Here is a 24,419-nt window from a genome sequence, read left to right as displayed (position 1 = left end):
GCCGCCCATGAACTCGATCTTCCTGCGCATCTATGGCGGCATGCTGGGGGTGCTGGTGCTGGTGGCGCTGCTCGGCGCCGGCGGCCTGCACCTGCTCAACCAGTACCGCGCGGACGATCACCGCGAGCGCCTGGCCAGCGGCACCTTCCGCCTGATGGCGCACAACATGAGCAGCATGACGCCGATCGAACGGCGCCAGGCGGCGAACCTCTGGGGGCGGCTGCTGGGCATTCCGCTGCGGGTGCGCACGCTCGACGATGTCAGCCTGGAAAGCCGACTGGAGGCGCGCCTGCTGCGCGGCCAGGTGCTGGTCGAGCAGATCCGTCCGCAGAGCACCACGGTGTTCAGCCTGGTCAGCGCGCAGGACCGGCTGGTGCTCACCGGCGAGGTGGAACAGCTCAGCGAGCAGCTGGCGCGCGCGACCATCTATCTGCTGATCGACGAGCTGATCCGCTATCCCGAAGCCGAGCAGCCGCGACGCCTCGCCGAGCTGAAACAGGCGCGTGGTTTCGGCTTCGATCTGGAATTGCTGACGCGTGACAGCGCCAACCTCGATGACGACCAGCGTCGGCGGCTGGACGAGGGCGACACGGTGATGGCGCTCGCTCGCGGCGGTGATGCCGTGCGTGTGTTCGCGGCCATCGCCGGTACCGGCTGGATCATGCAGCTCGGTCCGCTGTACCAGATGAATCCCTATCCGCCGCAGTTGCTGATCTTGATCGGCCTGCTCGGCCTGTCGTTGATCGGTCTTACCGTGTACCTGCTGGTGCGCCAGCTGGAGCAGCGCCTGAGCGTGCTGGAAGGCGCGGCGACCCGCATCGCCGCGGGCAATCTGGAAACCCGCGTGCCGGACGTCGGCACCGATTCGGTCGGGCGCCTGGCGGCGGCGTTCAACGGTATGGCCAGGCATCTGCAGCGTTTGCTGGCGGTGCAGCGGGAGATGGTCAGCGCGGTGGCCCATGAGCTGCGCACGCCGGTCGCGCGCCTGCGTTTCGGCCTGGAAATGAGCGCCGAGGCGCAGACCGACGAGGCCCGGCGCAAGTACCTGGAAGGCATGGACGGCGACATCGACGACCTCGATGCGCTGGTCGACGAAATGCTGGTGTATTCGCGGTTGGAGCGCGGCTCGCCGACCCTGCATTTCCAGCAGGTCGACCTGGGTGCGCTGGTCGATCAGGTGATCGGTGAGCTGGCGCCGCTCCGCGCCGATGTCGGCGTCAGCCGCGGAGAATGCACAACGGCAGCCGATGGCAGCTGCTGGGCCGAGGCGGAGCCGCAGTACCTGCGCCGCGCCCTGAGCAACCTGATCACCAATGCCATGCGCCATGCCGAGAGTCGGGTGCAGGTCAGCTTCGCCATCGACGGGCAAACGGTGCGGCTGGAGGTGGACGACGATGGCCCGGGCGTCCCGGAAGCGGATTGGGAAAAGGTCTTCACCCCGTTCCTGCGCCTGGACGACAGCCGTACCCGCGCCTCTGGCGGGCACGGGTTGGGCTTGTCCATCGTGCGGCGGATCATCTACTGGCACGGCGGTCGCTCGCAGCTGGGGCACAGCGACCTGGGCGGCGCGCGTTTCAGCCTGGTCTGGCCGCGGCGCAGGGCGGACCGCGCAGCGGCTGGCTGAAACCAGCGCAGCTCGACCCAATCTCTCAGAGCAGTCCGAACACCTTTTTCGCCAGGCTGGTGGCCGCGGCGGCGGGGTTCTTGCGAATGCTCGCTTCCTGCTCGGCGATCACGGTGAACAGGCCATCGAGTGCCTGTTCCGTGACGTAGCTTTCGATATTCGCGTAACTGCCGTTCATGCCAGCCGGCACCTTGGCGGCGACGGCGTTGTATTGCTGCGCCAGGCCGACCTGGTCGGTGGCCTGTTTGACGATGGGCAGGAATTTCGCGCGAATCTGCTCGCGGCTGGACTGGTTGAGGTACTGGGTGGCCGAGTCATCGCCACCGGCGAGAATGGCCTTGGCGTCCTGCACGGTCATCTTGCGCACGGCATCCAGCAGTAGTTGCTGGGCTTCCGGCACGGCCTTCTCGGCGGCCAGGTTCATGCTGTTCTCCAGCTGCTCGACTTGCGCACCCATGCCGAGCATCTTCAACATTCGCGAGGCCTTGCCGATGTTGCCCGGCAGCTCGATACGCACGTCCGGATCGCTGCTGAAACCGCCAGGGCGGCCGAGCTGCTGCACGGCGACCTTGGCGCCCTGGCTCAGCGCATCCTTGAGGCCGGCGCTGGCGTCGCTCTGGGTCAGGTCGGAAAGTGAAAGAGCGAAAGCGCTGGCGGAAAGTGCCAGGCCTGCAACGAGAGTGGTGATGCGCAACATGGCGTTAACCTCATGTTCATTGAATGGTGCAGAAGCGGCGGGCTGCTAACTGCCGTATGGCCTGGCGCCGATGCTAAAGCAATGCCGGGCAAGGCGCAGGCGTTTACCAGCAGTATGGGTCAGGCAGGCGGGGGACAGGTTGTTACTGATGCGCTAAGGTTGCGGCCCCGTCGTTATGGAGCCGACTCGCATGATCCGTCCCTTTCGCCCCGATGACCTGGAGCCGGTGCTGGCGATCTGGCTGGCTGCATCGCTCCGCGCCCATGACTTCATCGCCCCTGAGTTCTGGGCGTCGAAGCTGGATGACATGCGCGATATCTATCTGCCGGCGGCGCAGATCTGGGTCGATGAGCGTGAAGGCGAGGTGCTGGGATTCGTCGCGCTGGTCGGGGACGTCCTGACGGCGATCTTCGTGGCGCCGAGCGCCCAGGGCGGTGGTATCGGCTCGGCGCTGATCGAGCAGGCCAAGACCGTGCGTGAGCGGCTCGAGCTGACGGTCTACAGCGCCAATGCCGCCAGCGTCGCCTTCTATCGCCGACATGGCTTTGCCGTGATCAGCGAACAGCTGGACCCGCACACCGGCCATCCCGAACTGGCGATGGCCTGGCAGCGGAACTGACCGCGTCAGGCGGCCTCGGGAGGCGTCGAATCGGAATCGTCGTGATGACGCTCCAGCGCCACCTGACGGATCGACAGGCGAATCTCCGCCGGTAGCACGCGCTTGGCTGCGCCCTCGGCCAGTTCCGCGAGCTTCTCGTGATAGCCGAGGCGGCCGTTTTCGTCCGGGCTGACCACGCCCTGTTCCTGCATGCTCTGGATGAAATGGCGGAACAGCGCCTTGTCGAAGAACTCCGGCGCGTTCAGCCCATGCAGGATCGACAGGCGCTGGGCCATGACCGTGCAGAGGTTTTCCAGCTCCTCGGCGCTCAGGCTGTGCTGGCCACTGTTGAGCAGCAGCGAGGTAGCCATGTAGAAGCGCTGCAGGGTCTGCACCACGACGCGAGCGAGAAGGGTGAGCAGGACGAACTGCCGCGAGCTCGGGGCCGGGCGCACGTAGTGGTTGCCGTCCACCTTGAGCAGGCCGCGCTCGACGAAGGCCGCCAGCCACTGGTCGACCACGGCTTCCAGCTCCTCGACTTCCCAGCGCATGAACAGCTCGGCACGCAGGTACGGGTACAGCGCCTCGGTGAAGCGCTGGATCTGCTCGCGGCTGATGCGCGAGCTGCTCTGGAAGAAGCTCGCCAGCAGCGCCGGCAACGCGAAGATGTGCATCACGTTGTTGCGGTAGTAGGTCATCAGGACGGCGTTCTGCTCGTCCAGATAGAGGATGTTGCCCAGCGCGTCCTTCTGCTCGGCAAGCAGGTCGAGGCTCTTCACGTAGGCGATCAGCGCGTTGCCGTCGCCTTCCGGCAGCGTGGTGTGCGGCGAGTAGGGCACCGCACGTAACAGCGCCTGATACAGGTCGAGAATCCGCGCCAGGGATTGCTGGTCCAGGGCCTGGCGGCTGGTGGAGAGCATCGCCAGCGCCACCAGGTTGACCGGGTTGACCGCCGCCGCCTCGTTCAGGCGCTGGGCAATGCGCTCGGCCAGGCGATTGGTGGCGTCGTTCAGCCATTCGGGACGGTAATCCGGCGCGTAGGTCTGCTGGCGCCAGCCGGGCTGCTCCTGGTCGAGGAATTCGTTGAGCTTGAGCGGTTCGCCGAAGTTGACCCAGACCTGGCCGAAGCGCTGCTTGAGCGCACCGATGACCTTGAAGATGTCGAAGATCGATTCCTTCTTCTTCGCCGCGCCGCGCAGTTCACCCAGGTAGGTGCGGCCTTCCAGCACGCGCTCGTAGCCGATGTAGACCGGCACGAACAGGATCGGCAGGCGCGACGAGCGCACGTAGCTGCGCAGGGTCAGGGCCAGCATGCCGGTCTTGGGTTGCAGCATGCGGCCGGTACGCGAACGGCCGCCCTCGACGAAGTACTCGACAGGGAAGCCGCGGGTGAACAGGTTGTGCAGGTATTCGTTGAACACCGAGGTGTACAGCGGGTTGCCCTTGAACGAGCGGCGCATGAAGAAGGCGCCACCGCGGCGCAGCAGGCTGCCGATCACCGGCATGTTGAGGTTGATGCCGGCGGCGATGTGCGGCGGCGTCAGGCCGTTGCGGAACAGCAGGTAGGACAGCAGCAGGTAGTCGATATGGCTGCGATGGCAGGGGACGTAGATCACCTCGTAGCCGCGCACGGCTTCCTGCAGCGGCTCGATATGGTTGACGCGGATGCCGTCGTAGATCTTGTTCCAGAACCAGGACAGCACCACTTCAAGGAAGCGCACGGCGGTGTAGGCGTAGTCCGAGGCCACCTCGTTGCCGTAGCGCAGCGCCCTGGCTTCGGCCCGCTCGATGGAAATGTTCTCGCGCTCGGCCTCGTCGCGAATCGCCTGCCGGACCTGCGGTGCGTGGACCAGGCCCTTGACCAGATTGCGCCGGTGCGACAGGTCGGGGCCGATCACGGCGGTCTTCTGGTTGCGGAAGTGCACGCGCAGCATGCGATGGACCATGCGCAGGGTGCGCTCGTGGCCCTTGTTCAGCGCGATCAGCTCGTTGAGCTGGATTGGTGCGGAGAACTGCACGCGGGTCTTGCGGCCCAGTACCAGGATGCTGAGCAGTTTGCGCAGGCGCCCGGTGACCGCCCAGCTGTCGGCGAACAGCAGCTTCCAGGCGCTGGTCTCGCGATTCGGCGACTGCCCCCAGAACACGCTGACCGGGATGATCTGCGCGTTTTCCACCGCGTTGTGCTCCAGTGCGCCGACCAGCCGGACCAGCGTTGGCGGCGCCACCAGACGCGTGCGTCGGCCAAACCAGCTCGTTGCCGGATTGAGAAAGAAGAACGCGGCCGGCTCGACGTGGTCGCCCACCGCCACATCGGCCACCGGGCGTGGTAACCCGGCCTTGCTGCACTCGACGTCCAGCACCGCGAGATCGCTCAGCGAGGGTTGCTGCAGCACGTAGAACACCGGCTTGCTGCGGTCCAGCTTGAGGGTGAAGGCAGACTGGTTGATGGTCTCCGAGCGCACCCAGAAGTACAGCACGCGGCGCAATACGGAGAAGATCAGACGGCGAAGGGGGGAGCGAGTCATACGGCAGATTCGGCTATGGAAGGGGCAATGCCCTCGAAGGCGGCAAGTGTGCCGCAAGCGGGGAGGGCGGGCAAAACTCTCTGCCGGCGAACCGCCAGCGATTGCAGGGCTACTCGACGCCCGGATTCTCTGCGCAGACCTAACGCGGACACTGGAGTGTGAGGCGTAAATGGGACGATAGGATGCGCTGTTTGAGGCTGCGCCTATCGTGCCGATAGGGAAATTCCATACGCGCCATTTCAGCCGCGGGTCGGGTAGCTGGAAGCCGCTTGGTTGCTGCGCTGGCGCCGTTTTCAGCCTCGTTCCTGCCGCCTTGAAAACGCCGTCCTGGCCTTTTGTTCGTTCATGAGCTCGGTGCTAGGTTGTTTAAAGCGGCGCCTGATCGCGTCATCGACAACCGTGAGGAGCAGAACATGAACGAAGAGACTGGCGAAAAGACGGGTGGTGGTTGCCCATTCGGTCATGGCGCTGGTGCGCCCCGCAAACGCCCGAGCAACCGGGACTGGTGGCCTGAAGCGCTGAGCCTCACATCGCTCAACCAGCACTCACCGCGATCCAATCCATACGGTGGCGATTTCGACTACGCCGCCGCATTCAACTCCCTCGATCTCGACGCAGTGATCGCTGATCTTCACCAAGTGATGACTGACTCCCAGGACTGGTGGCCGGCGGATTTCGGCCATTACGGCGGGCTTTTCATCCGGCTGGCCTGGCACAGCGCCGGCACCTATCGGATCACCGATGGCCGTGGCGGCGCCGGCGGCGGTCAGCAGCGTTTCGCACCGCTCAACAGCTGGCCGGACAACGCCTCGCTGGACAAGGCGCGGCGCCTGCTCTGGCCGATCAAACAGAAGTACGGCCGTAAAATTTCCTGGGCGGACCTTTACGTGCTCACGGGCAACGTGGCGCTGGAATCCATGGGTTTCAAGACCTTTGGTTTCGCCGGCGGCCGTGCGGACACCTGGGAGCCGGAAGAGCTCTTCTGGGGCCCCGAAGGCACCTGGCTCGGTGATGAGCGTTATAGCGGCGAGCGGCAATTGCATCCGGGGCTGGGCGCGGTGCAGATGGGTTTGATCTACGTGAACCCGGAAGGCCCCAACGGCAACCCTGACCCCAAAGCCTCGGCCATCGATATTCGCGAAACCTTCGGCCGCATGGCGATGAACGACTATGAAACGGTGGCGCTGATCGCCGGGGGTCACACCTTCGGCAAGACCCACGGCGCGGGCGACCCTTCGCTATTGGGGCCAGACCCGGAAGGCGCCGTTATCGAAGACCAGGGCTTGGGTTGGCGCAGCAGATTCCAGACCGGTGCGGGTGCAGACGCCATTACCTCGGGCCTGGAAGTCATCTGGAGTCAGACCCCGACGCAGTGGTCCAACTACTTCTTCGAGAACCTGTTCAACTTCGAATGGGAGCTGACCAAGAGCCCGGCTGGCGCGCATCAGTGGGTCGCAAAGGACGTGGGGGAAATCATTCCCGACCCCTTCGACCCGAACAAGAAGCGCAAGCCAACCATGCTTACCTCGGACCTGGCGCTGCGTTTCGATCCTGAGTACGAAAAGATCTCCCGTCACTTCCTCGAGAACCCGGACGAGTTCGCCGATGCCTTCGCCAAAGCGTGGTTCAAGCTGACGCACCGCGACATGGGTCCCATCGGCCGCTACCTCGGGCCACTGGTGCCGCAGGAAAAGCTGATCTGGCAGGACCCGATTCCCGAACGTGACCACCCGGTGATCGACGAGGCGGACATCGCCGCGCTGAAGCAGCAGCTGCTCGGTATGGGCTTTTCCGTGTCCGAGCTGGTGTCGGTAGCCTGGGCTTCGGCCGCCACCTATCGCGGATCGGACAAGCGCGGAGGCGCCAACGGTGCTCGTATCCGCTTCGCGCCGCAGAAGGATTGGGAGATCAACAACCCAGCCCTGCTGGATCGCGTGCTGCAGAAAATCGGCGAGATCCAGAACACGTTCAACGGCTCGGCCAGCGGGGGCAAAAAGGTCTCCATGGCGGACCTGATCGTGCTCGCCGGCTGCGCTGCCATCGAGAAAGCGGCACAGGACGGCGGCGTGGCCGTCACCGTGCCCTTCACGCCAGGGCGGATGGATGCGCTCGAAGAGTGGACCGATGGGCCCTCGTTCGAAGCGCTGCGGCCGGTCGCCGATGGCTTCCGCAACTACTACCACGAGTCCCACTTCATGGCGCCCGAGGAAGCGCTGGTCGATAAGGCCCACCTGCTACGGCTGAGCGCGCCGGAAATGACCGTGCTGGTCGGCGGCATGCGTGTGTTGGGCACCAATGCGGATGGCGGCAGGGAAGGCGTCTTCACCAAGCGCGTGGGCACGCTTTCGAACGACTTCTTCGTCAACCTGCTGAGCATGCAGAACGAGTGGGTCGCGACTGAGCACAAGAACCGCTTCCAGGGCCTCGACCGCAAGACCCGCCAGCCCACCTGGACCGCCACCCGCGTGGACCTCATCTTCGGCGCGCAATCGGAGCTGCGTGCCCAGGCTGAGGTATACGGAATGGCCGACGGCAACGAGAAGTTCGTGCAGGACTTCGTCAAAGCCTGGGACAAGGTGATGAACGTGGACCGGCTCGATATCGGCAAGCCCGCCGATAATTTCAGCCAGAAGCTCTCAGCCTAGAGCTCGCGGCGGCGCCATCAGGCGCCGCCACGGGGCGGCTGCTGCTTTCGAGCCTGCCATCTGGTTCGGGCTCGGGAGCCGACATAGGCTCCGGCGAGAAAGACCAGGGAGCACAGCAGCACGAACACCAGCCCGACGGGGAGCAATGGCCCTGTCGGCAACCAGCCGAGCAGATACAGAACCTGCCCGGCCACACAGCCTGCGTAGAGCGGCCACAATGGTTTCGGCGAAACGGAGCCACACAATCCGCCGCCCAGGGCCAGCGTTACGGGGTGATACAGGCCGCCGGCATCCCAGGGCTCGACATGGCCCGTCAGCAGCGGCGACAGGCTCCAGATCGCCGCACCGGCCAACGTGGCGAGAAGAAACGAACACAACACGGATCGCTTCATGCTCGGCCGGTCGGATACAGCCGCCATGCCGCGGCGTTATTGCGCATCGACCGTTGACCGCGTCGAGTACCAGGCGTGAATCAGCCCGGCCTGGTAGAACAGGACGGGGTCGGTAAAGCCGCCGGATTCGATGATCGCTGCGACCCGCTCGCGAGGCAGCACCGCCACATCGCGGGAGTAGGCTGCGCGCATCTGCTCCACACCGGCGGCCGGGATGGCAGCCACGGTCATCATGTTCATCCAGGTTTCGAGCAGGGCCGTGTATTCGGCCGAGGCGGTATCCGATGCCAGGTCGGAGCTGGCCAGGCGTGCGCCCGGGCGAAGCCGGCTAGCGATGGCACGGAAAAACTCCGCACGGGCCCCAGGCTCCAGAATGAACTGCGACACCAGAAAGCACGTCGCGGCATCGAAGGCGTCCTGCTCCGGCAGCGATTGCAGATAGCCCTCATGGAACTGGCAGCGTTCGGCGTAGCCGCCCTCGATCGCCTTGTTGCGGCACACCTCGAGCATTGCACCGGAGGGCTCGACGGCGGTGAAGCTCCAGCGCGGGAAGCGCCTCGCCAGGTATGCGATTTCCTCGCCGGTGCCGGCACCGACGCACAGAATCCGGGCATCGGCTGGGAGGTCCGCAAACACGGCTTCCAGAAGGAAATGCAGGGCCTCGCGAATCGGCGCGGTTCTCGCCCAGCGCTCGTCGTAGCTGGTTGCCTGCTGGTCGAAGATGGCCTTGATTTCATCGTTGCGCATGGCGGATTTCCCAGGAGGTTGTTCAGGATGGGCGCCTAGGCGCACCACCCGGGTTGCTGCTGAGTTGCTTCAGTCCGCCGGCAGAATGCCTTTGGCTCGCAATGCGTTCAGGGCGATCTGCTGACGCAACGGCAGGTCCCTGACGGTTCGGGTGTCCAGGTTCAAGGCGAACAGCCAGGTATTCTCACCAGTCTCCACGTAGCCGATGTACCAGCCGGTGCCGGGCGTGCTGCGGGCGGCCCAGCCGGTCTTGGCGTAAAGACGATAGTCCTTGGCGGCTTCGGTGAGCATCACCGTCTTCAATGTGTCGTAACTGCTGGTGCGGTACGGCAGGCTGCGCGCGGTCACGCGTTTGAGCAGCTCGATCTGTTGCTCGGCGCTGATGGTCAGCGAGCCATCCAGCCAGAACTCGGTACCGTTGAAGGGCTCGCGCAGCTGACCGTAATGCGCCTGGCGGATGTGTGGCGGATAGTCTGCCGCACCCACCCGCCGCGCCAGCCACTGGTAGCACCAGACGCAACTGACCTGGAAGGCGCTCTTCAGCGTCTGGTCGCGGTTCCAGTCCTCGATCTCGTAACGGGTGTTGTCCCACGGGATGATCTCGTCGGCGCCGGCGATGGCGCCTTCCTCCAGCGCGATCAGCGTATTCAGCACCTTGAATGTGGATGCGGCGGTGAACGGCTGCTTCGCGCGGGCTTCGTTGTGAACGTAGCGCTGGCCGGTTTCAGCCGATTCGATCACCAGTGTTCCGTCCACGCCAGCCTCGTCGAACAGCCGGGCGATATCGGCATCTTCCGCATGAGCGAAGCCGGAAAAGCCGAGGAACAGAAGCGCGAGGAACAGCTGAGGCATTGAAGAATATCCGTAGGGTGGGGATGAGGGTCCGGCTATGCGCGTGCCGTTCTAACAGGGTTTCCAGCGAAGTCCAGACAATCGTGAATGAACGGTCATTCAGCTGCAGCCAACTGCGCCGCAAAGTGTTCGCGATCCAGTCGATACAGGCAGTGCCGGCGAAGCGGATGGCCGACGGGTACCCCTGGATGCTCGAACACCTCCGTTTCACGCATGCCGAGACGGGCCATCACGGCGCGTGAACGTCGATTCTCGATAGTAGTGAAGGATACGATTTCGGAAAGATCGAGCGTGCCGAACCCTGTCTTTAGCGCGGACCACGCCGCCTCGCTGGCCAATCCCTGGCCCCAGTAATCAGCCGCCAGGCGCCAACCTATTTCCACGCACGGCGAGAACGGCAAGGTGGCCGACGGCGTATGCAGGCCGACGAAGCCGATGAATGCGCCGCTGGCTTTCAGTTCGACGGCCCAGAACCCCCAGCCGCGTTCTTCGATCAGCGCCTGGCAGCGGTCAGCCATTGCATCGCTCTCGGCCCGACTGAGCAGAGCGGGGAAGTGCCGCATGACCCTGGGGTCCGCATTCATCGTGGCGAACGGTGCACGATCGGCTGGCGTCCATTGCCGTAGGAGCAGACGTGTGGTCTGGAATTCGATCGGGTCGGTCACTGCGAATCCTTCATCCCGGGCTGTTTGCAGCTTCAGCAAGCTATCGACGCTGTTCTAGCAGATGCTTCGCCACCGCCTCAAAAGCCGGCAACGAGGTGGGGTCGTTTGCTGCGTTGCCCGCCACCGGATGGCTGGCAAAGCGCGCGATCACCATCTCCGCCAGTGGGTCGATATAAAGCGCTTGCCCATGTACCCCACGTGCCATGAAGGCATCATGCCCGTTGTGGGTGACCCACCACATGTTGCGGTAGCTCCAGCCGGGTAGCAGTCGATAACCGGCTTTCGCAAAGTCGTCTCGATTTGCTCCACCACGGATATCTGCCACGACTTCCGCTGGCAGGATCTGAGTGCCGTTGTATCTACCTTCATTGCGCATCATCTCGCCAAAACGAGCAAGGTCGCGCAGGCCGGCGTTAAGGCCGCCTCCGGCGAACGGCGTACCGATGGAGTCTACCGACATGTAGGCATCCTGTTCTGCGCCCAAGCGGCTCCAGATGCGCTCCGACAACAGCTGTGCGACGTTCCGCCCGCTCACTCGCGCGATTACCCAGCCCAGAGCGTCGGAGTTTGCGGTGCGGTAATGAAAGGCCTCGCCATGACGACCTTGCGGTTTGACCGTTTGCAGAAATTCGTAATAGGTCCGTGGCCCCTGGTAATCAGCGGGTTTCGGCAGCGGATTGCCGGCGGCGGCGTGCGCCCATACTTCGGCCTTGGGGTCCGCATAATCCTCGCTGAAGTGAATGCCGGTGGTCATATCCATCAGCTGACGTACGCTGGCATCGCCAAAACCCGACGCTGCCAGCTCGGGAACGTAATCAGCGACCAGACGTTCGGGATCCAGCTTTTCTTCGGCCACAAGAAGCGCCGCCAATGTACCGGTGAAGGTTTTCGTAATCGACATGGCAGCATGCTGTCCTTGCGGCTTCAATACGCCGAAATAGCGCTCGTACACCAATTTCCCTCGGTGAAGGATGATGATGCCGTCGGTGTAATTGGCTTGCAGCGATTGCTGCCAGGTCATCGGCTCGCCCCCACCAAGCGGGACAAATGTCAGCGCATCGATCTCGTTGCTTGGCTGGTGCTCCAGTAGTGAAGACTCACCTAGGCCGCGTGAGACATTGACGGTAGGCATCAGCTGTCGAAAGTTGGCGACGCTCCAGCGCATCTGCGGGAAGCGAAAATAACTGCCATCCTCGAAGCGCAGGATTCGATCAGCCGGTGGCGGCGAGCCAACCATCCATCCCATTGTCGCTGGATCACTGGTTTGTGCGTCTGGAAACTCCGCAGGCTCACTGGCGTACGCTGAGCACGCCATGGCGCCAAACAAACAGCAGAGATGTACTTTCGCTAGCTCTCTGGACCTGCGTAGTTTCATGGTTTGTCCTTGCTAATGGCTTGGCGTGTCGCGGCATGCCGGCCTGGAAGTCTCTCAATCTCTGCCGGAATTTTGGGCGTCTGCGATCCGTGCGGCATGGCCTTATAGCGAGTTGCGCGCAGAGCGGTGATGAACAGCGTAGTCCTCTCAGTCTAGGGACTGGTTGCATTCGTCGGGTTGCTGTTCTTATAGTGCCGCCGGCATTTTTGCAGGACCTGGCTCGGGTCGCGCGGCGGCACGCCAGGGCCTTTGGTGCACTGGTGAGAGTCCATGATCGAAATAAGCAACCTGACCAAGCGTTTTGCCCAGCACACCGCGGTCGACGACCTGTCATTCCAGGTCCAGCGCGGCGAGGTGCTGGGATTTCTCGGCCCGAATGGTGCCGGCAAGTCCACCACTATGAAGATGCTGACCGGCTTTCTCGCGCCGACGTCGGGCACGGCGAGCATCCTCGGCCACGACATTCGCACCCAGACCCTGCAGGCCCAGCGGCAGATCGGTTATCTGCCCGAAGGCGCGCCCTGCTACGGCGACATGACGGTGCGCGGTTTTCTCGAGTTCATCGCTGAAGTCCGCGGCTTCCGTGGTGCGGACAAGCGCCAGCGGGTCGAAGCCGCGGTCGCCCAGGTGGAGCTGGAGAACGTGCTGGGGCAGTCCATCGAGACGCTGTCCAAGGGCTTCAAGCGTCGCGTCGGCCTGGCCCAGGCGATCCTGCACGACCCGCAGGTGCTGATCCTCGACGAGCCCACCGATGGCCTCGATCCGAACCAGAAACACCAGGTACGTCAGCTGATCCAGGGGCTGGCGCAGGACAAGATTGTCATCATATCCACGCATATCCTCGAAGAGGTCAGTGCGGTCTGCACCCGCGCGGTGGTCATCGCCCAGGGCCGGCTGGTGGCCGACAGCACGCCGCTGGAGCTGGAGAGCCGGTCGAAATATCACCAGGCCGTCACGCTGGTCAGCGACGGTCCGCTGGACGACGTTGCCCTGGCCGCGTTGCCCGGCGTGGCCGGTGTCGAATTCAACGAGCCCGAGCACAGCCTGACGTTGCTGGCGCAGCCGGGGCAGGTGATTTTCCCCCAGGTCAGTGCGCTGATCGCCCAGCATGGCTGGGTGGTGAAGGAGCTGGACGTGGAACGCGGCCGGTTGGATGAGGTGTTCCGTAACCTGACTCGCGGGGAGTCGCTATGACCCAGTTGCCGGTTATCTTCAAGCGCGAGCTGGGCAGCTATTTCGCCACGCCGCTGGCTTACGTGTTCATTGTGATCTTCCTGGTGCTGTCCGGGGTATTCACCTTCTACCTGGGCGGTTTCTACGAGCGCGGCCAGGCCGACCTTACGCCGTTCTTCAGCTTCCATACCTGGCTGTACCTGTTCCTGGTGCCGGCGATCGCCATGCGCCTGTGGGCGGAGGAGCGCAAGTCGGGCTCGATCGAGCTCTTGATGACGCTGCCAATCACCCGCTTCGAAGCGGTTACCGGCAAGTTCCTCGCCGCCTGGGTATTCGCTGGCATCGCGCTGCTGCTGACCTTCCCGATGGTCATCACCGTCAATTACCTGGGCGAGCCGGACAACGGTGTGATCGTTGCTGGTTATTTCGGCAGCTGGCTGCTGGCGGGTGCGTTTCTGGCGATCGGCTCGTGCATGTCGGCGCTGGCGAAGAACCAGGTGATCGCCTTCATCCTCGCGGTGGCGGTGTGTTTCCTGTTCATCGTCAGCGGCCTGCCGATGGTGCTGGATGCCTTCGCCTGGGCGCCGCAGTGGCTGATCGATGCGGTGGCTTCGCTGAGCTTCCTGATCCGTTTCGATTCCATCAGCAAGGGTGTGATCGACCTGCGTGACCTGCTGTATTTCGTCACGCTGATCGTCGCCTGGCTGGCTGCCACTGCCGTGGTCGTCGATCTGAAGAAAGCCGCCTGAGGGAACAGACATGAAACGAGTCATCTATTCCGGTGCCGGGCTGCTGCTGATCGCACTGGCATTTCTGTTGTTCAACGGCGTGTCCGGCATGCTGTTCACCAATGCGCGGCTCGATCTGACCGAGCAGAAGCTCTACACCATTTCCGAGGGCACCGAGCGCATTCTTGACGGCCTGCAGGAACCGATCGAACTGCACTTCTTCTACTCGGACGAGACCTCCAAGGAGCTGGTGGCGCTGCGCAACTACGCGCGTCGCGTCGAGGAGATGCTCAAGGCCTACGAGCGGGCCTCCGCTGGCAAGCTCAAGCTGCATGTGATCGACCCGCAGCCGTTCTCCGAAGAGGAGGACCGCGCCGCCGAGTTCGGCCTGCAGGCGGTGCCGCTCAACCAGGGCGGCGACAAGATCTACTTCGGCCTCGCCGGCACCAATGCCGAGGGCAGCACGCAGATCATTCCGTTCTTCCCGCTGGATCAGGAAGAGTTTCTCGAGTACGAGATCAGCCGCCTGGTGCAGGGCCTGGCTAGTGGCGAGCTGCCGGTGGTCGGCGTGCTCTCAGGGTTGCAGCTGACCGGCGGTTTCGACATGCGGACTCAGCAGGCGACGCCGCCGTGGATGGTGCTGGAGGAAGTCCGCCAGCTGTTCCATATCGAAAGCCTGCGCCGCGATGTGGACATGATCCCGACCAACGTCTCGGTGTTGCTGCTGATTCACCCGAAGGATCTGCCTGAGCAGACGCTGTACGCCATCGACCAGTTCGTCCTGCGTGGCGGCAAGCTGCTGGTATTCGTCGATCCGCACAGCGAGGCCGATCCGGGCATGGGCATCGGTCCGGGAGAATTCGGCGAGGAGCGTGCGTCCGACCTCGAGCCACTGTTCAAGGCCTGGGGCGTGCGCATGGTGCCGCAACAGGCGCTGGTCGATGCAGCCTACGCGATGTCGGTTGGCGTCGGTGCGGAGCGCCGTCCGGTGCGTCACGCAGGCTGGTTGAGCCTGCCGCGCAACGCGCTGGATCAGGATGACGTGACCACCGCCGCGCTGGAAAACATCACCATCGCCAGTGCCGGCATTCTGGAGCCGCTGGAGGACGCGACGACGCGCTTCACGCCGCTGTTCGGCAGTTCCGACTACGCCATGCCGGTGGAGGCCGAGCGCTTCGCCACGCTGGACAACCCGGAAACCCTGCTGCTTGGCCTCGAGCCGACCGGCGAGCGCTACACCCTGGCGGCGCGCATCCAGGGGCCGGCGAAAACTGCCTTTCCGGACGGCATCGAAGGCCGTGAAGAGGGCATCAAGGAAAGCCAGAACATCAACGTGATCGCCGTCGCCGATACCGATCTGCTGAGTGATCGCATGTGGGTGCAGGTGCAGGACTTCTTCGGCCAGCGCGTTCCGCAGCCGTGGGCGGACAACGGCGCGTTCGTGATCAATGCGCTGGACAACCTTTCCGGCACCGATGCGCTGATCAGCGTGCGTTCGCGTGGTCGCTTCACCCGTCCGTTCGTGATGGTAGAAACCTTGCAACGCGAGGCCGAGGATCGTTTCCGCGAGAAGGAAGAAGTGCTGCAGCAGCGCCTGGCTGATACCGAGCAGCAACTGGCCGAGCTGCAGAGTCCGGACCCGGAGCAGGCGCTGGAGCTGACGGCTGAGCAGGAGCAGGCGGTGCGTCAGTTCCAGCAGGAGAAGGTGCGTATCCGCAAGGAGTTGCGTGAGGTGCGCTACCAGCTCAATGCCGATATCGAAGCGCTGGGGCGTACTCTGAAGTTCGCCAACATCGCTCTGGTGCCCTTGCTGCTGACCCTGGGCGTGCTCGCCCTGTGGCTATGGCGCCGCCGCCGGAGCGCCTGAACAGAGCACCCGTTCCGGCATTGGCCGGGGCGGGCGAGGGTGTCAAATCCGCAGCGGAAAAAAGAGGCTGACAGCGAAAATCGTTGTTTTATACTCCGGCAACGGTCGCGTTCGAGTCGCATTTGCGCCGGAGCCGAATGCACGAAGGCCTGACCGTCGACCCCTCTTCCGAGGAATAACAAAAGCGAGTTGGAGAAGTGGTAATGGCTGAGCGCGAGACTGGAACCGTCAAGTGGTTCAACGATGCAAAAGGCTATGGATTCATTCAGCGGGGTAATGGCGCGGACGTGTTCGTGCATTACCGCGCGATCCGTGGCGACGGCCACCGCTCGCTGGCCGAAGGGCAGCAGGTGGAGTTTTCGGTAACCCAGGGCCAGAAGGGCCTGCAGGCCGAAGACGTCGCCGGCGTGTAACTTCGGTTGCGCAATGACAAAGCCCGTCCAAGTGACGGGCTTTGTTTTGCTATTCGGTGGTTTCGGTCCACCACGGATGAGCGATACGGCCGATGCCGATCAGCCCGTCCGCCAGACGATTTCCTCTTCACCGTCATCGCTGATGCGGATCCAGCGGTCGGCCTCTTCAACGGCTTCCTCTTCCTGCCAGCCGCCCGGCGCGCAGCGGATTTCCACACCCAAAGCCTGATACGCCGCGCGGGCGCAGGCGAGGTCATCGTCCCAGGGGGTGGCATCGCTTTCCAGCAGCAGACAATGCCATTTGCCCACCGCCTTCGGCAGCCAGGTCACCGGAATGCCGGCGGCGCTGCACTTGAAGGTCTGGCCTTTCTGTTGCCAGGCGGAACATGAGCCAATGGCTTGGGCCAGCCACTCGCCGACGGCCTCCTGACTGGCATCCCTGAGGTAGATCTCGATATCGGGTTGACGCATGGGCGACTGCCTTATGTGGTGGTGCGAGGTTTTGGTCGTAGGCAAATATACGAACGCTAGGGCGTGCGTTCGATCCAGTCGTAGCGTATCGCAACCCGCACGCTGAGGTGACTGTCGATCACGGCGGCGCGGCGCTCGGCGCTGGCGCGCCAGCCGTGCGGGGTCATCGCCAGAAGGTCGGCACGGGCCTGGGCGTTGTCCAGCTGCAGCTCGTAGCTGAGGGTTTCGCTGTGGGCCAGGCGCATGCCTTCGGGAATCAGCGACAGGTGCTTCTCGTCATCGTAGTCGCGTACCTCGTCGTAGAGCCGGGCGCGTAGCTCCCACAGGTGCTCGCGGGTCGGTCCCATGCGCAGCAGTCCGCCGCCGGGTGCGAGCAGGCGTCGCGCCTCCTGCCAGTCCAGCGGGCTGAACACGCTGGCGAGCAGGTCGCAGCTGCCATCGGCCAGCGGCACGCGGGCCATGCTCGCCACCAGCCATTCCAGTTGCGGCGCGCGTTTGCAGGCGCGCTTGACCGCTTCGCGGGAGATGTCCAGTGCATAGCCTTCGGCGTCCGGTAGTGCCTCGGCCACCTGGGCGGTGTAGTAGCCCTCGCCACAGCCGATGTCCAGCCAGCGCTGCGGCGCGCGTTCGGCGGCCAGCTCGGCGAGGCGTCGGGCCAGCGGCGCATAGTGGCCGCCGTCGAGAAAGCGTCGCCGTGCTTCGACCATGGCCTGGTTGTCGCCCGGATCGCGGCTGTTCTTGTGCTGCACCGGGAGCAGGTTCAGGTAACCCTGACGCGCGCGGTCGAAACGGTGGTTGGCCGCGCAGACCACGCCGTTGTCGAGCGCGCTCAGTGGCGCCTGGCAGATCGGGCAGATCAGCATGCGAGCAGGTTCACCAGGGTCTGGTAGTAGATCTCGGTCAGCAGGTCGAGATCGCTGGCCAGGATGTGTTCGTCGACCTGGTGGATGGTCGCGTTGACCGGGCCGAGCTCGACCACCTGGGTGCCGAGGGTGGCGATAAAGCGCCCGTCCGAGGTGCCGCCGCTGGTGGACGGCGTGGTCTCTCGGCCGGTGACGCTGCGGATTGCCTTGGCCACGCCGTCGAGCAGCGCGCCTGGTTCGGTGAGGAACGGCAGGCCGGACAGTGCCCAGTCCACGTTCCAGTCCAGACCGTGCTTGTCGAGAATCGCGGCGGTGCGCTGCTTGAGCTGTTCGACGGTGGATTCGGTAGAGAAGCGGAAGTTGAACACCGCTTCCAGCGTGCCGGGAATGACATTGGTGGCGCCGGTGCCGGCATTCAGGTTGGAGATCTGGAAGCTGGTCGGCGGGAAGAAGGCATTGCCGTCGTCCCAGTGCTCGGCGGCCAATTCCGCTAGCGCAGGCGCGGCCAGGTGGATGGGGTTCTTCGCCAGATGCGGATAGGCCACATGGCCCTGCTGGCCACGTACGGTGAGGGTGCCGCCGAGCGAGCCGCGGCGGCCATTCTTCACCACGTCACCTACCAAGGCGGTGCTCGACGGTTCGCCGACGATGCACCAGTCTAGGCGCTGGCCACGCTCGCGCAGGCGCTCGACGACGGCCTTGGTGCCGTGGTGCGCAGGGCCTTCTTCATCACTGGTGATGAGAAAGGCGATCTGCCCCTTGTGCTTCGGGTGATCGGCGGTGAAGCGCTCCACTGCCACGACCATCGCCGCCAGGCTGCCTTTCATATCTGCCGCGCCACGGCCGTGGAGCATGCCCTGCTCGTCGATGCGCGCACTGAACGGCGGATTCTGCCAGGCCTGCAGCGGGCCTGTAGGGACCACGTCAGTGTGGCCGGCGAAGCACAGCACCGGGCCTTCGTTGCCGCGAATGGCCCAGAAGTTCTCCACGTCCTCGATATGCATCGGCTCGATGGTGAAGCCGCAGGCCGCCAGGCGCTGGCTCATCAGCTGCTGGCAGCCTTCATCCAGCGGCGTCACCGATGGGCGATTGATCAGCTCGCAGGCGAGTTCGAGCGTCGGGGAGAGGGCAGGCGCGGTCATCAGGGCTCCGGTGCGGCGGGGAAAGGGCGCCATATTAAAGCAAAGGCGCGGTTGCGGTGACGGCTGGATGCAGTGGTCGTGGCGTCATGAGGTCTTATAATCGCCAGGTTTTTTCCGGGGAGTCGGCATGTCTATCGATGATCAGCGTTTCGGCGGTATTGCCCGCCTGTATGGCCGCGTCGGCCTCGAGCGGCTGACGGCTGCGCATGTGGCGGTGGTCGGCATCGGTGGCGTCGGCTCGTGGGCGGCCGAGGCGCTAGCGCGCAGCGGGGTAGGCGAGATCAGCCTGTTCGACCTGGACGATGTGTGCATCACCAATACCAACCGGCAGATTCACGCCCTCGATGGCGCAGTGGGCAAAGCCAAGGTCGACGAGATGGCCGCACGTATTCGCGCCATCAACCCGGCCTGCCAGGTTCATGCAGTGGCGGATTTCGTCACCCGCGAAACCATGGCCGAGTACATCACCGAAGACATGGACTGCGTCATCGACTGCATCGACAGCGTGCCGGCCAAGGCGGCGCTGATCGCCTGGTGTAAGCGCCGCAAGATCCAGATCATCACCACCGGCGGCGCCGGCGGGCAGGTCGATCCGACACAGATCCAGGTCACTGATCTGAACAAGACCTTCAACGATCCGCTGGCGGCAAAGGTGCGCTCGCTGCTGCGTCGCGAATACAACTTCTCGCGCACGCCGGGGCGCACCTACAGCGTGCCCTGTGTGTTCTCCACGGAGCAGTTGCGCTACCCGAAGCCGGACGGCGGCGTGTGCCAGAGCAAGAGCTTCGTTGGTGAGGGGGTCAAGCTCGACTGCGCCGGAGGCTTCGGCGCGGTGACCATGGTGACCGCCAGTTTCGGCATGGTTGCAGCCGCCAGGGCCGTCGACAAGCTGGTCGCCGGAGCCCGTCGCCCCAGCGAGCGCAACGTTCGCAGCTGACGAAAAAGTGCCGCAGCCGCTCTGTGATGCGGCTCCACGGAAAGTTCCGCTGTCACAAAAGCTTTACATATCAGCCATTTGGCTGACATACGCCGTCGCCAAGATTCCCCCCAACACAAAGAGCCCATCTCGTGTGTTTCCGACGCTAAACATAAAGGGGAATTTTGGATGATCCGTAAGCACTTCGCCGGTTTCGCTGCCAGCGCTCTGGCTCTGGCCGTTTCCGCCCAGGCTTTCGCCGGTACCGTCACCACCGACGGCGCCGATCTCGTTATCAAGACCAAGGGCGGCCTGGAGGTCGGAACCACCGACAAGGAGTTCTCGTTCAAGATCAATGGCCGCCTGCAGGCTGATGCCGACAGCTTCGATGGTTTCTACACCCAGAACGGCGAGCGCGCAGACGAGACCTATTTCCGTCGTGCGCGTCTGGAGATTTCCGGTGTTGCCTTCACCGATTGGGGCTACACCTTCAACCGCAACTTCACCAACGATTCCAGCAACTGGGACGAACTGGCCATCCACTACAACGGCTGGGAGCCGGTCCAGATTTCGGTTGGCCGCATCAACCCCACATTCGGCCTGGAAGAGGCGGTCAGCTCGAAGTGGATCACCGCCATCGAGCGCTCTGCGATCTATGACCTGGCGCCCTGGCTGAACAGCCACGAAGACGGCGAAGGCATCCGCGTGCGTACCACCGTCGGAATGTTCCACGGTGAAGCCGGTGCTTACCGTCAGGACGCCGGTGCCGGTGCCGACATGCTGGAAGACGAAGATGGCTCCAACAACACCAGCTTCGTGCTGCGTGGCGTGGTAGCTCCGATCGTCGAGAAGGACCAGGTGCTGCATCTCGGCGCCAGCTTCGGTAAGCGTGACGTGGAAGAAGGTTACCTGGAGCGCATCCGTCCGCGTCTGTCCGTGCGTGGCACTACCGAAGACAGCGCCAACGGCAACCGTGCCACATTCGGCGGCACGGTTACCGACGGCAGCGATCAGGCCTGGGGGCTGGAAGCGGCTTACATGATCGGCCCGTTCTCGGTTCAGGGCGAATACCTGACCCGCACTGTCGACGCTCAGGATGGTTTCGAGGATCTGGAAGCGTCCGGCTACAACGTCCAGCTGGCCTACACTCTGACCGGCGAGTCGCGTTCCTACAAGCTCGATGGCGGCAAGTTCGACAAGATCAAGCCGGAGAACAAGCAGATCGGTGCCTGGGAAGTGTTCTACCGCTTCGACGACATCACCGTCGATGAAACCGGTGTTGCACCGAGCGGTTATGTCGGTGCGCTGGACAGCGCAGAAGCTGGTGCGAAGACCCACACCATCGGTCTCAACTGGTACGCCAACGAGTCGGTGAAGCTCTCGGCCAACTACCTGAAGACCAGCGTGGACGACGTGGTAAACGCCAATGGCGACGACGACGGCGACGCCATCAGCCTGCGCGCCCAGTACGTGTTCTAAAACATCACCTCATCCGTGATGCTCCATTGAGCCCCGCCCTGGCGGGGCTTTTTTTCGCCTGCGGGACAGGCCAGACTGCGCGCATGCCTATCCAGACCCTGTACCGCCTCGCCGAACTGCCTCCCGCCGAATGGGATGCGCTACTGAGAGATGATCAGCCCTTCCTTCGTCACGCCTTCCTCTGCGCGCTGGAAGACAGCGGCAGCGTGGGTGGGCGTAGCGGCTGGCAACCTGCCCATCTCCTGCTGCGCGACCCGCAGGGCGCGTTGCAGGCAGCCTTGCCGCTGTATCGCAAGTTTCATTCGTACGGCGAGTACGTGTTCGATTGGGCGTGGGCGGATGCCTGCCAGCGGGCAGGCATCGCCTACTACCCCAAGCTGCTTTGCGCGGTGCCTTTCACCCCGGTCACCGGCAGTCGCCTGCTGGGCGACGTACAGGCTGCCGGTGAGCTGCTCGATGTACTCACCGCTGGGCTTGAAAGGCAGGAACTGTCGGGGCTCCACGTGAATTTCAGCGAGCCGCGGGCCGATCAGCTGCTGGCGGGGCGGGATGGCTGGCTGGAGCGCATCGGCTGCCAGTTTCATTGGCACAACCGTGGTTACCGCGATTTTCAGGACTTTCTCGATGCACTGACCTCGCGCAAGCGCAAGCAGTTGCGCAAGGAACGCGAACAGGTGGCGGGGCAGGGCATCAGCTTCGAGTGGCGCGATGGGCACGAGCTCAGCGAGGCGGAATGGGATTTCGTCTATGCCTGCTACGCCAACACCTATCAGGTCCGCGGTCAGACGCCCTATCTGACTCGGCAATTCTTCAGCCTGCTGGCTGAGCGCATGCCGCAGGCGATTCGCGTGGTGCTGGCGTTACAGGGCTCGAGGCCGGTGGCGATGGCCTTCAGCCTGCGCAGTGCGTCTGGCCTGTACGGTCGTTACTGGGGCTGTCTGGCGGAGTTCGACCGGCTGCACTTCGAGACGTGCTTTTACCAGGGTATCGATCAGGCCATCGCGGGCGGCCTGGAGCGATTCGATGCGGGGGCGCAGGGTGAGCACAAGCTCATTCGTGGTTTCGAGCCGGTGGTCACGCGCTCCTGGCACTATCTGCAGCACCCTGGTTTGCGCGCTGCGGTAGCGGATTTCCTGCGACAGGAACGTGCGGGGGTGCTGGCCTACGCCGAAGCAGCGCGCCAGGCGCTGCCGTACCGGCAGGCCGGCAGCTAGTCGTTTGCCTCAGGCGTGGGAGGCGGCGCTGTTCTCCTCGTGGATCAGCAGCATGCGTTGCAGTTCGCTACGCAGCAGCGGGTCCTGGCATCCCGGCAGGTACTCGCGCAGTTTGCGGATCACCCATTGTTGGCCCCTGTCGATGAAGGGCAGGCGCTCGTCCAGCGATTCGATGGCCATCGCCTTGCCGTAGAAGGTGCCGGTGTCCTTGTTGGGCTCCAGACCCAGATGCTGCAGGCAGTTGAGGAGCAACTTGCAGCTTTCGATTTCGCCCTGACGGACCTGCTCGAGCAGTTGCCGTTGCTCGGGCGTGCAGGGTTGTTGCAACGAGTCGCCGGCCACCTTGGCCCCGGCGCGCTCCGCGCTGAGCAGGTCCTGCAGCAGCTGTGCTTCGCCTTCCGGGGTGTTCAGTGGACTTTGTGGTTCGGTCATGTCGCGATCTCCTGTCGGTCGAGGGTTTCGCACGCTGGCGGCAGCCGGGTTTGTGCCGGCAGAAATGAAAAGGGCCGGTGAACCGGCCCCTCGGGGATCAGAGTTTCTTCGCGGTGATGATCTTCACCGGGGTCAGCGGCACGTTCTGCATCATGGCGCGGTTGCCGGTGGGCACCTGGGCGATCTGGTCGACCACCTCCATGCCGCGTACGACCTTGGCGAACACCGCGTAGCCAAAGTCGCGGCCACCGTGATCGAGGAAATCGTTGTCGCGATGGTTGATGAAGAACTGGCTGGTAGCCGAATTCACGTTCTGGGTCCGGGCCATTGCGACGGTCCCGCGCACATTGTGCAGCCCATTGTCCGCCTCGTTCTTGATCGGGGCCTTGGTCGGCTTCTGGTTCAGGCCTTCGCCGAAGCCGCCGCCCTGGACCATGAAACCCGGAATGACGCGGTGGAACACGGTGCCGTCATAAAAGCCGCTGTCGACGTAGCCGAGGAAGTTCTCGACGCTGATCGGTGCCTTTTCCGCTTCGAGCTCCAGCTCGATCTCGCCCAGGCTGGTGGTCAGCAGTACGCGAGGGTTTTCCGCGGCGAACAGGTTGCCGGCCAGCAGAACGGTACAGGCGGCGAGGGCAATGCGTTTCAACATGATGTCTTTCCTGATGTTGGGGAAGCTGTCAGTCGGCCAGTGGAGTGGCCTGGCCAGCATCGTACGTCTTGATCAGCTCGATGAGAATCCGGGTAGCCGGCCCGAGCGGTCTGTCGTGGTTAGTGTAGAGATAGAACAGTGGCCGGCGAATACTGCCTTGGACCAGTGGCAGCGGCTTGAGTATGCCCTCGGTCAGTTCGCGCCCGATCAGATGCCGGGGCAGCCAGGCGAAGCCCAGACCGCTGCTGACGAAGGCCACCGACGTCGCCAGGCTGCCCACCGTCCAGCGCTGTTCGGCACCCAGCCATCCGGCATCACGAGGTTGGCGCAGGCCCGTATCACGCACCACGATCTGCATCTGGCTCTGCAGGTCCTGCACGCTGAGCTTGCGTCCGAGCTGGTGAAGGGCATGGTTGGCGTGTGCCACGGCGACGAACTCCACGGTACTGAGCTCGCTGCCCAGATAGCCGGTGATGTCCAGGCCGCTGATGGCGAGGTCCGCGGTGCCGTCCTTGAGCACTTCCTCGACCCCGGAGAGCACTTCCTCGCGCAGGCGCACCCGGCAGCCGCGGCTCTTCGGCATGAATTCGGTGAGGGCCTGGATCAGCTTGGCGCTGGGGTAGGCGGCATCGACAACCAAGCGCACCTCGGCTTCCCAGCCTTGTTCCATGTGGTGCGCCAGTTCTTCCAGCTGACTGGCCTGTGTGACCAGCTGTCGCGACCGGCGCAGCAGCACTTCTCCTGCCTCGGTCAGCACTGCCTTGCGCCCGTCTATGCGCAATAGCGGCACGCCCAGTTGTTCCTGCATGCGTGCCACGGTGTAGCTGACCGACGACTGCGACCGATGCAGCGCTTCCGCCGCCTGGGCGAAGCCGCCGTGATCGATGACCGCCTGCAGGGTGCGCCACTGATCGAGGGTCACACGGGGCACTTTCATTCCTTCGGTTCC

The 24,419-nt window shown here is 63.9% G+C and carries 23 protein-coding genes; 10 read left to right on the top strand and 13 right to left on the bottom strand.

Going from position 1 to position 24,419, the window contains the following annotated elements:
* The first annotated feature begins 7 nt into the window (after window positions 1-7).
* Window positions 8-1,624, top strand: a complete 1,617-nt coding sequence (locus LLJ08_RS13290) for an ATP-binding protein (RefSeq protein ID WP_104097812.1) — start codon at window positions 8-10, stop codon at window positions 1,622-1,624.
* A gap of 25 nt (window positions 1,625-1,649) precedes the next feature.
* Here the strand turns inward: LLJ08_RS13290 and LLJ08_RS13285 are convergent, their stop codons facing one another.
* Complete coding sequence (locus LLJ08_RS13285) at window positions 1,650-2,321, bottom strand: DUF4197 domain-containing protein (RefSeq protein ID WP_014819999.1); 672 nt, start codon at window positions 2,319-2,321, stop codon at window positions 1,650-1,652.
* A 190-nt stretch (window positions 2,322-2,511) separates the two neighbouring features.
* Here LLJ08_RS13285 and LLJ08_RS13280 point away from each other — a divergent pair, with 190 nt between their 5' ends.
* Complete coding sequence (locus LLJ08_RS13280; protein WP_228207232.1) at window positions 2,512-2,940, top strand: N-acetyltransferase; 429 nt, start codon at window positions 2,512-2,514, stop codon at window positions 2,938-2,940.
* 5 nt (window positions 2,941-2,945) lie between these two features.
* Here LLJ08_RS13280 and plsB read toward each other — a convergent pair whose 3' ends face one another.
* Window positions 2,946-5,444: a glycerol-3-phosphate 1-O-acyltransferase PlsB gene (gene plsB, locus LLJ08_RS13275; protein WP_023445560.1), complete on the bottom strand. Its 2,499-nt coding sequence runs from the start codon at window positions 5,442-5,444 to the stop codon at window positions 2,946-2,948.
* Between the two features lie 413 nt (window positions 5,445-5,857).
* Here plsB and katG point away from each other — a divergent pair, with 413 nt between their 5' ends.
* Window positions 5,858-8,089, top strand: coding sequence for a catalase/peroxidase HPI (gene katG / locus LLJ08_RS13270; RefSeq protein WP_228208941.1), 2,232 nt, complete (start codon window positions 5,858-5,860; stop codon window positions 8,087-8,089).
* A gap of 17 nt (window positions 8,090-8,106) precedes the next feature.
* Here katG and LLJ08_RS13265 read toward each other — a convergent pair whose 3' ends face one another.
* From LLJ08_RS13265 to LLJ08_RS13245, 5 genes are all read right to left on the bottom strand, one after another.
* On the bottom strand, window positions 8,107-8,481 hold the full coding sequence (locus LLJ08_RS13265; RefSeq protein WP_228207231.1) for a hypothetical protein: 375 nt from the start codon (window positions 8,479-8,481) through the stop codon (window positions 8,107-8,109).
* A gap of 36 nt (window positions 8,482-8,517) precedes the next feature.
* Entirely contained in the window at window positions 8,518-9,228 is a 711-nt protein-coding gene (locus LLJ08_RS13260) for a class I SAM-dependent methyltransferase (protein WP_228207230.1), read from the bottom strand.
* A 69-nt stretch (window positions 9,229-9,297) separates the two neighbouring features.
* Window positions 9,298-10,080 (bottom strand): class D beta-lactamase, encoded by a 783-nt coding sequence (gene blaOXA / locus LLJ08_RS13255; RefSeq protein WP_014820005.1) that lies wholly within the window; start codon window positions 10,078-10,080, stop codon window positions 9,298-9,300.
* A 95-nt stretch (window positions 10,081-10,175) separates the two neighbouring features.
* Window positions 10,176-10,745, bottom strand: a complete 570-nt coding sequence (locus LLJ08_RS13250) for a GNAT family N-acetyltransferase (RefSeq protein ID WP_228207229.1) — start codon at window positions 10,743-10,745, stop codon at window positions 10,176-10,178.
* 40 nt (window positions 10,746-10,785) lie between these two features.
* A complete protein-coding gene (locus LLJ08_RS13245; RefSeq protein ID WP_419585747.1) occupies window positions 10,786-12,120 on the bottom strand; it encodes a serine hydrolase domain-containing protein in 1,335 nt (444 codons plus the stop codon).
* Between the two features lie 270 nt (window positions 12,121-12,390).
* Between LLJ08_RS13245 and LLJ08_RS13240 the strand changes: the two genes are divergently transcribed.
* The 4 genes from LLJ08_RS13240 to LLJ08_RS13225 all read left to right on the top strand — a co-directional run bounded on the left by LLJ08_RS13240 (window position 12,391) and on the right by LLJ08_RS13225 (window position 16,301).
* The gene (locus tag LLJ08_RS13240) at window positions 12,391-13,314 is read left to right on the top strand and encodes an ABC transporter ATP-binding protein (protein WP_042928010.1); all 924 of its coding nucleotides are present in this window, start codon (window positions 12,391-12,393) and stop codon (window positions 13,312-13,314) included.
* Complete coding sequence (locus LLJ08_RS13235; protein WP_014820009.1) at window positions 13,311-14,042, top strand: ABC transporter permease subunit; 732 nt, start codon at window positions 13,311-13,313, stop codon at window positions 14,040-14,042. The genes LLJ08_RS13240 and LLJ08_RS13235 overlap by 4 nt, the downstream gene beginning before the upstream one ends.
* A gap of 10 nt (window positions 14,043-14,052) precedes the next feature.
* The gene (locus tag LLJ08_RS13230) at window positions 14,053-15,888 is read left to right on the top strand and encodes a GldG family protein (RefSeq protein WP_228207228.1); all 1,836 of its coding nucleotides are present in this window, start codon (window positions 14,053-14,055) and stop codon (window positions 15,886-15,888) included.
* 203 nt (window positions 15,889-16,091) lie between these two features.
* A complete protein-coding gene (locus LLJ08_RS13225; RefSeq protein ID WP_003283763.1) occupies window positions 16,092-16,301 on the top strand; it encodes a cold-shock protein in 210 nt (69 codons plus the stop codon).
* A 99-nt stretch (window positions 16,302-16,400) separates the two neighbouring features.
* On the opposite strand, the gene LLJ08_RS13220 is transcribed toward LLJ08_RS13225, so the two are convergent.
* The 3 genes from LLJ08_RS13220 to dapE are packed head-to-tail and all read right to left on the bottom strand — an operon-like array spanning window position 16,401 to window position 18,777.
* On the bottom strand, window positions 16,401-16,772 hold the full coding sequence (locus LLJ08_RS13220; protein ID WP_003303949.1) for a hypothetical protein: 372 nt from the start codon (window positions 16,770-16,772) through the stop codon (window positions 16,401-16,403).
* Between the two features lie 56 nt (window positions 16,773-16,828).
* The gene (locus tag LLJ08_RS13215; protein ID WP_228207226.1) at window positions 16,829-17,635 is read right to left on the bottom strand and encodes a putative RNA methyltransferase; all 807 of its coding nucleotides are present in this window, start codon (window positions 17,633-17,635) and stop codon (window positions 16,829-16,831) included.
* Window positions 17,629-18,777 carry a succinyl-diaminopimelate desuccinylase gene (gene dapE, locus LLJ08_RS13210; protein WP_101274144.1) on the bottom strand — a complete coding sequence of 383 codons (1,149 nt, stop codon included), beginning with the start codon at window positions 18,775-18,777 and terminating at the stop codon, window positions 17,629-17,631. The genes LLJ08_RS13215 and dapE overlap by 7 nt, the downstream gene beginning before the upstream one ends.
* A 127-nt stretch (window positions 18,778-18,904) precedes the next feature.
* On the opposite strand from dapE, the gene tcdA reads away from it, so the two are divergent.
* From tcdA to LLJ08_RS13195, 3 genes are all read left to right on the top strand, one after another.
* Window positions 18,905-19,714 (top strand): tRNA cyclic N6-threonylcarbamoyladenosine(37) synthase TcdA, encoded by an 810-nt coding sequence (gene tcdA, locus LLJ08_RS13205; protein ID WP_228207225.1) that lies wholly within the window; start codon window positions 18,905-18,907, stop codon window positions 19,712-19,714.
* A 168-nt stretch (window positions 19,715-19,882) separates the two neighbouring features.
* Window positions 19,883-21,172, top strand: coding sequence for an OprO/OprP family phosphate-selective porin (locus tag LLJ08_RS13200; protein WP_228207224.1), 1,290 nt, complete (start codon window positions 19,883-19,885; stop codon window positions 21,170-21,172).
* 83 nt (window positions 21,173-21,255) lie between these two features.
* Window positions 21,256-22,386 (top strand): GNAT family N-acetyltransferase, encoded by a 1,131-nt coding sequence (locus LLJ08_RS13195; RefSeq protein ID WP_228207223.1) that lies wholly within the window; start codon window positions 21,256-21,258, stop codon window positions 22,384-22,386.
* A 9-nt stretch (window positions 22,387-22,395) separates the two neighbouring features.
* Here LLJ08_RS13195 and LLJ08_RS13190 read toward each other — a convergent pair whose 3' ends face one another.
* From LLJ08_RS13190 to LLJ08_RS13180, 3 genes are all read right to left on the bottom strand, one after another.
* Entirely contained in the window at window positions 22,396-22,818 is a 423-nt protein-coding gene (locus LLJ08_RS13190) for a DUF6306 domain-containing protein (RefSeq protein WP_228207222.1), read from the bottom strand.
* A 97-nt stretch (window positions 22,819-22,915) separates the two neighbouring features.
* On the bottom strand, window positions 22,916-23,470 hold the full coding sequence (locus LLJ08_RS13185; protein ID WP_003303960.1) for a peptidylprolyl isomerase: 555 nt from the start codon (window positions 23,468-23,470) through the stop codon (window positions 22,916-22,918).
* Window positions 23,471-23,498: 28 nt separating this feature from the next.
* Window positions 23,499-24,407, bottom strand: coding sequence for a LysR family transcriptional regulator (locus tag LLJ08_RS13180; RefSeq protein ID WP_228207221.1), 909 nt, complete (start codon window positions 24,405-24,407; stop codon window positions 23,499-23,501).
* Window positions 24,408-24,419: the final 12 nt, after the last annotated feature.

The organism is Stutzerimonas chloritidismutans (assembly GCF_020783375.1).
Taxonomy (GTDB): Bacteria; Pseudomonadota; Gammaproteobacteria; order Pseudomonadales; family Pseudomonadaceae; genus Stutzerimonas; species Stutzerimonas kunmingensis.
Note: the sequence above shows the minus strand (reverse complement) of the source record. Positions and strands in the feature narration are given on the sequence as shown.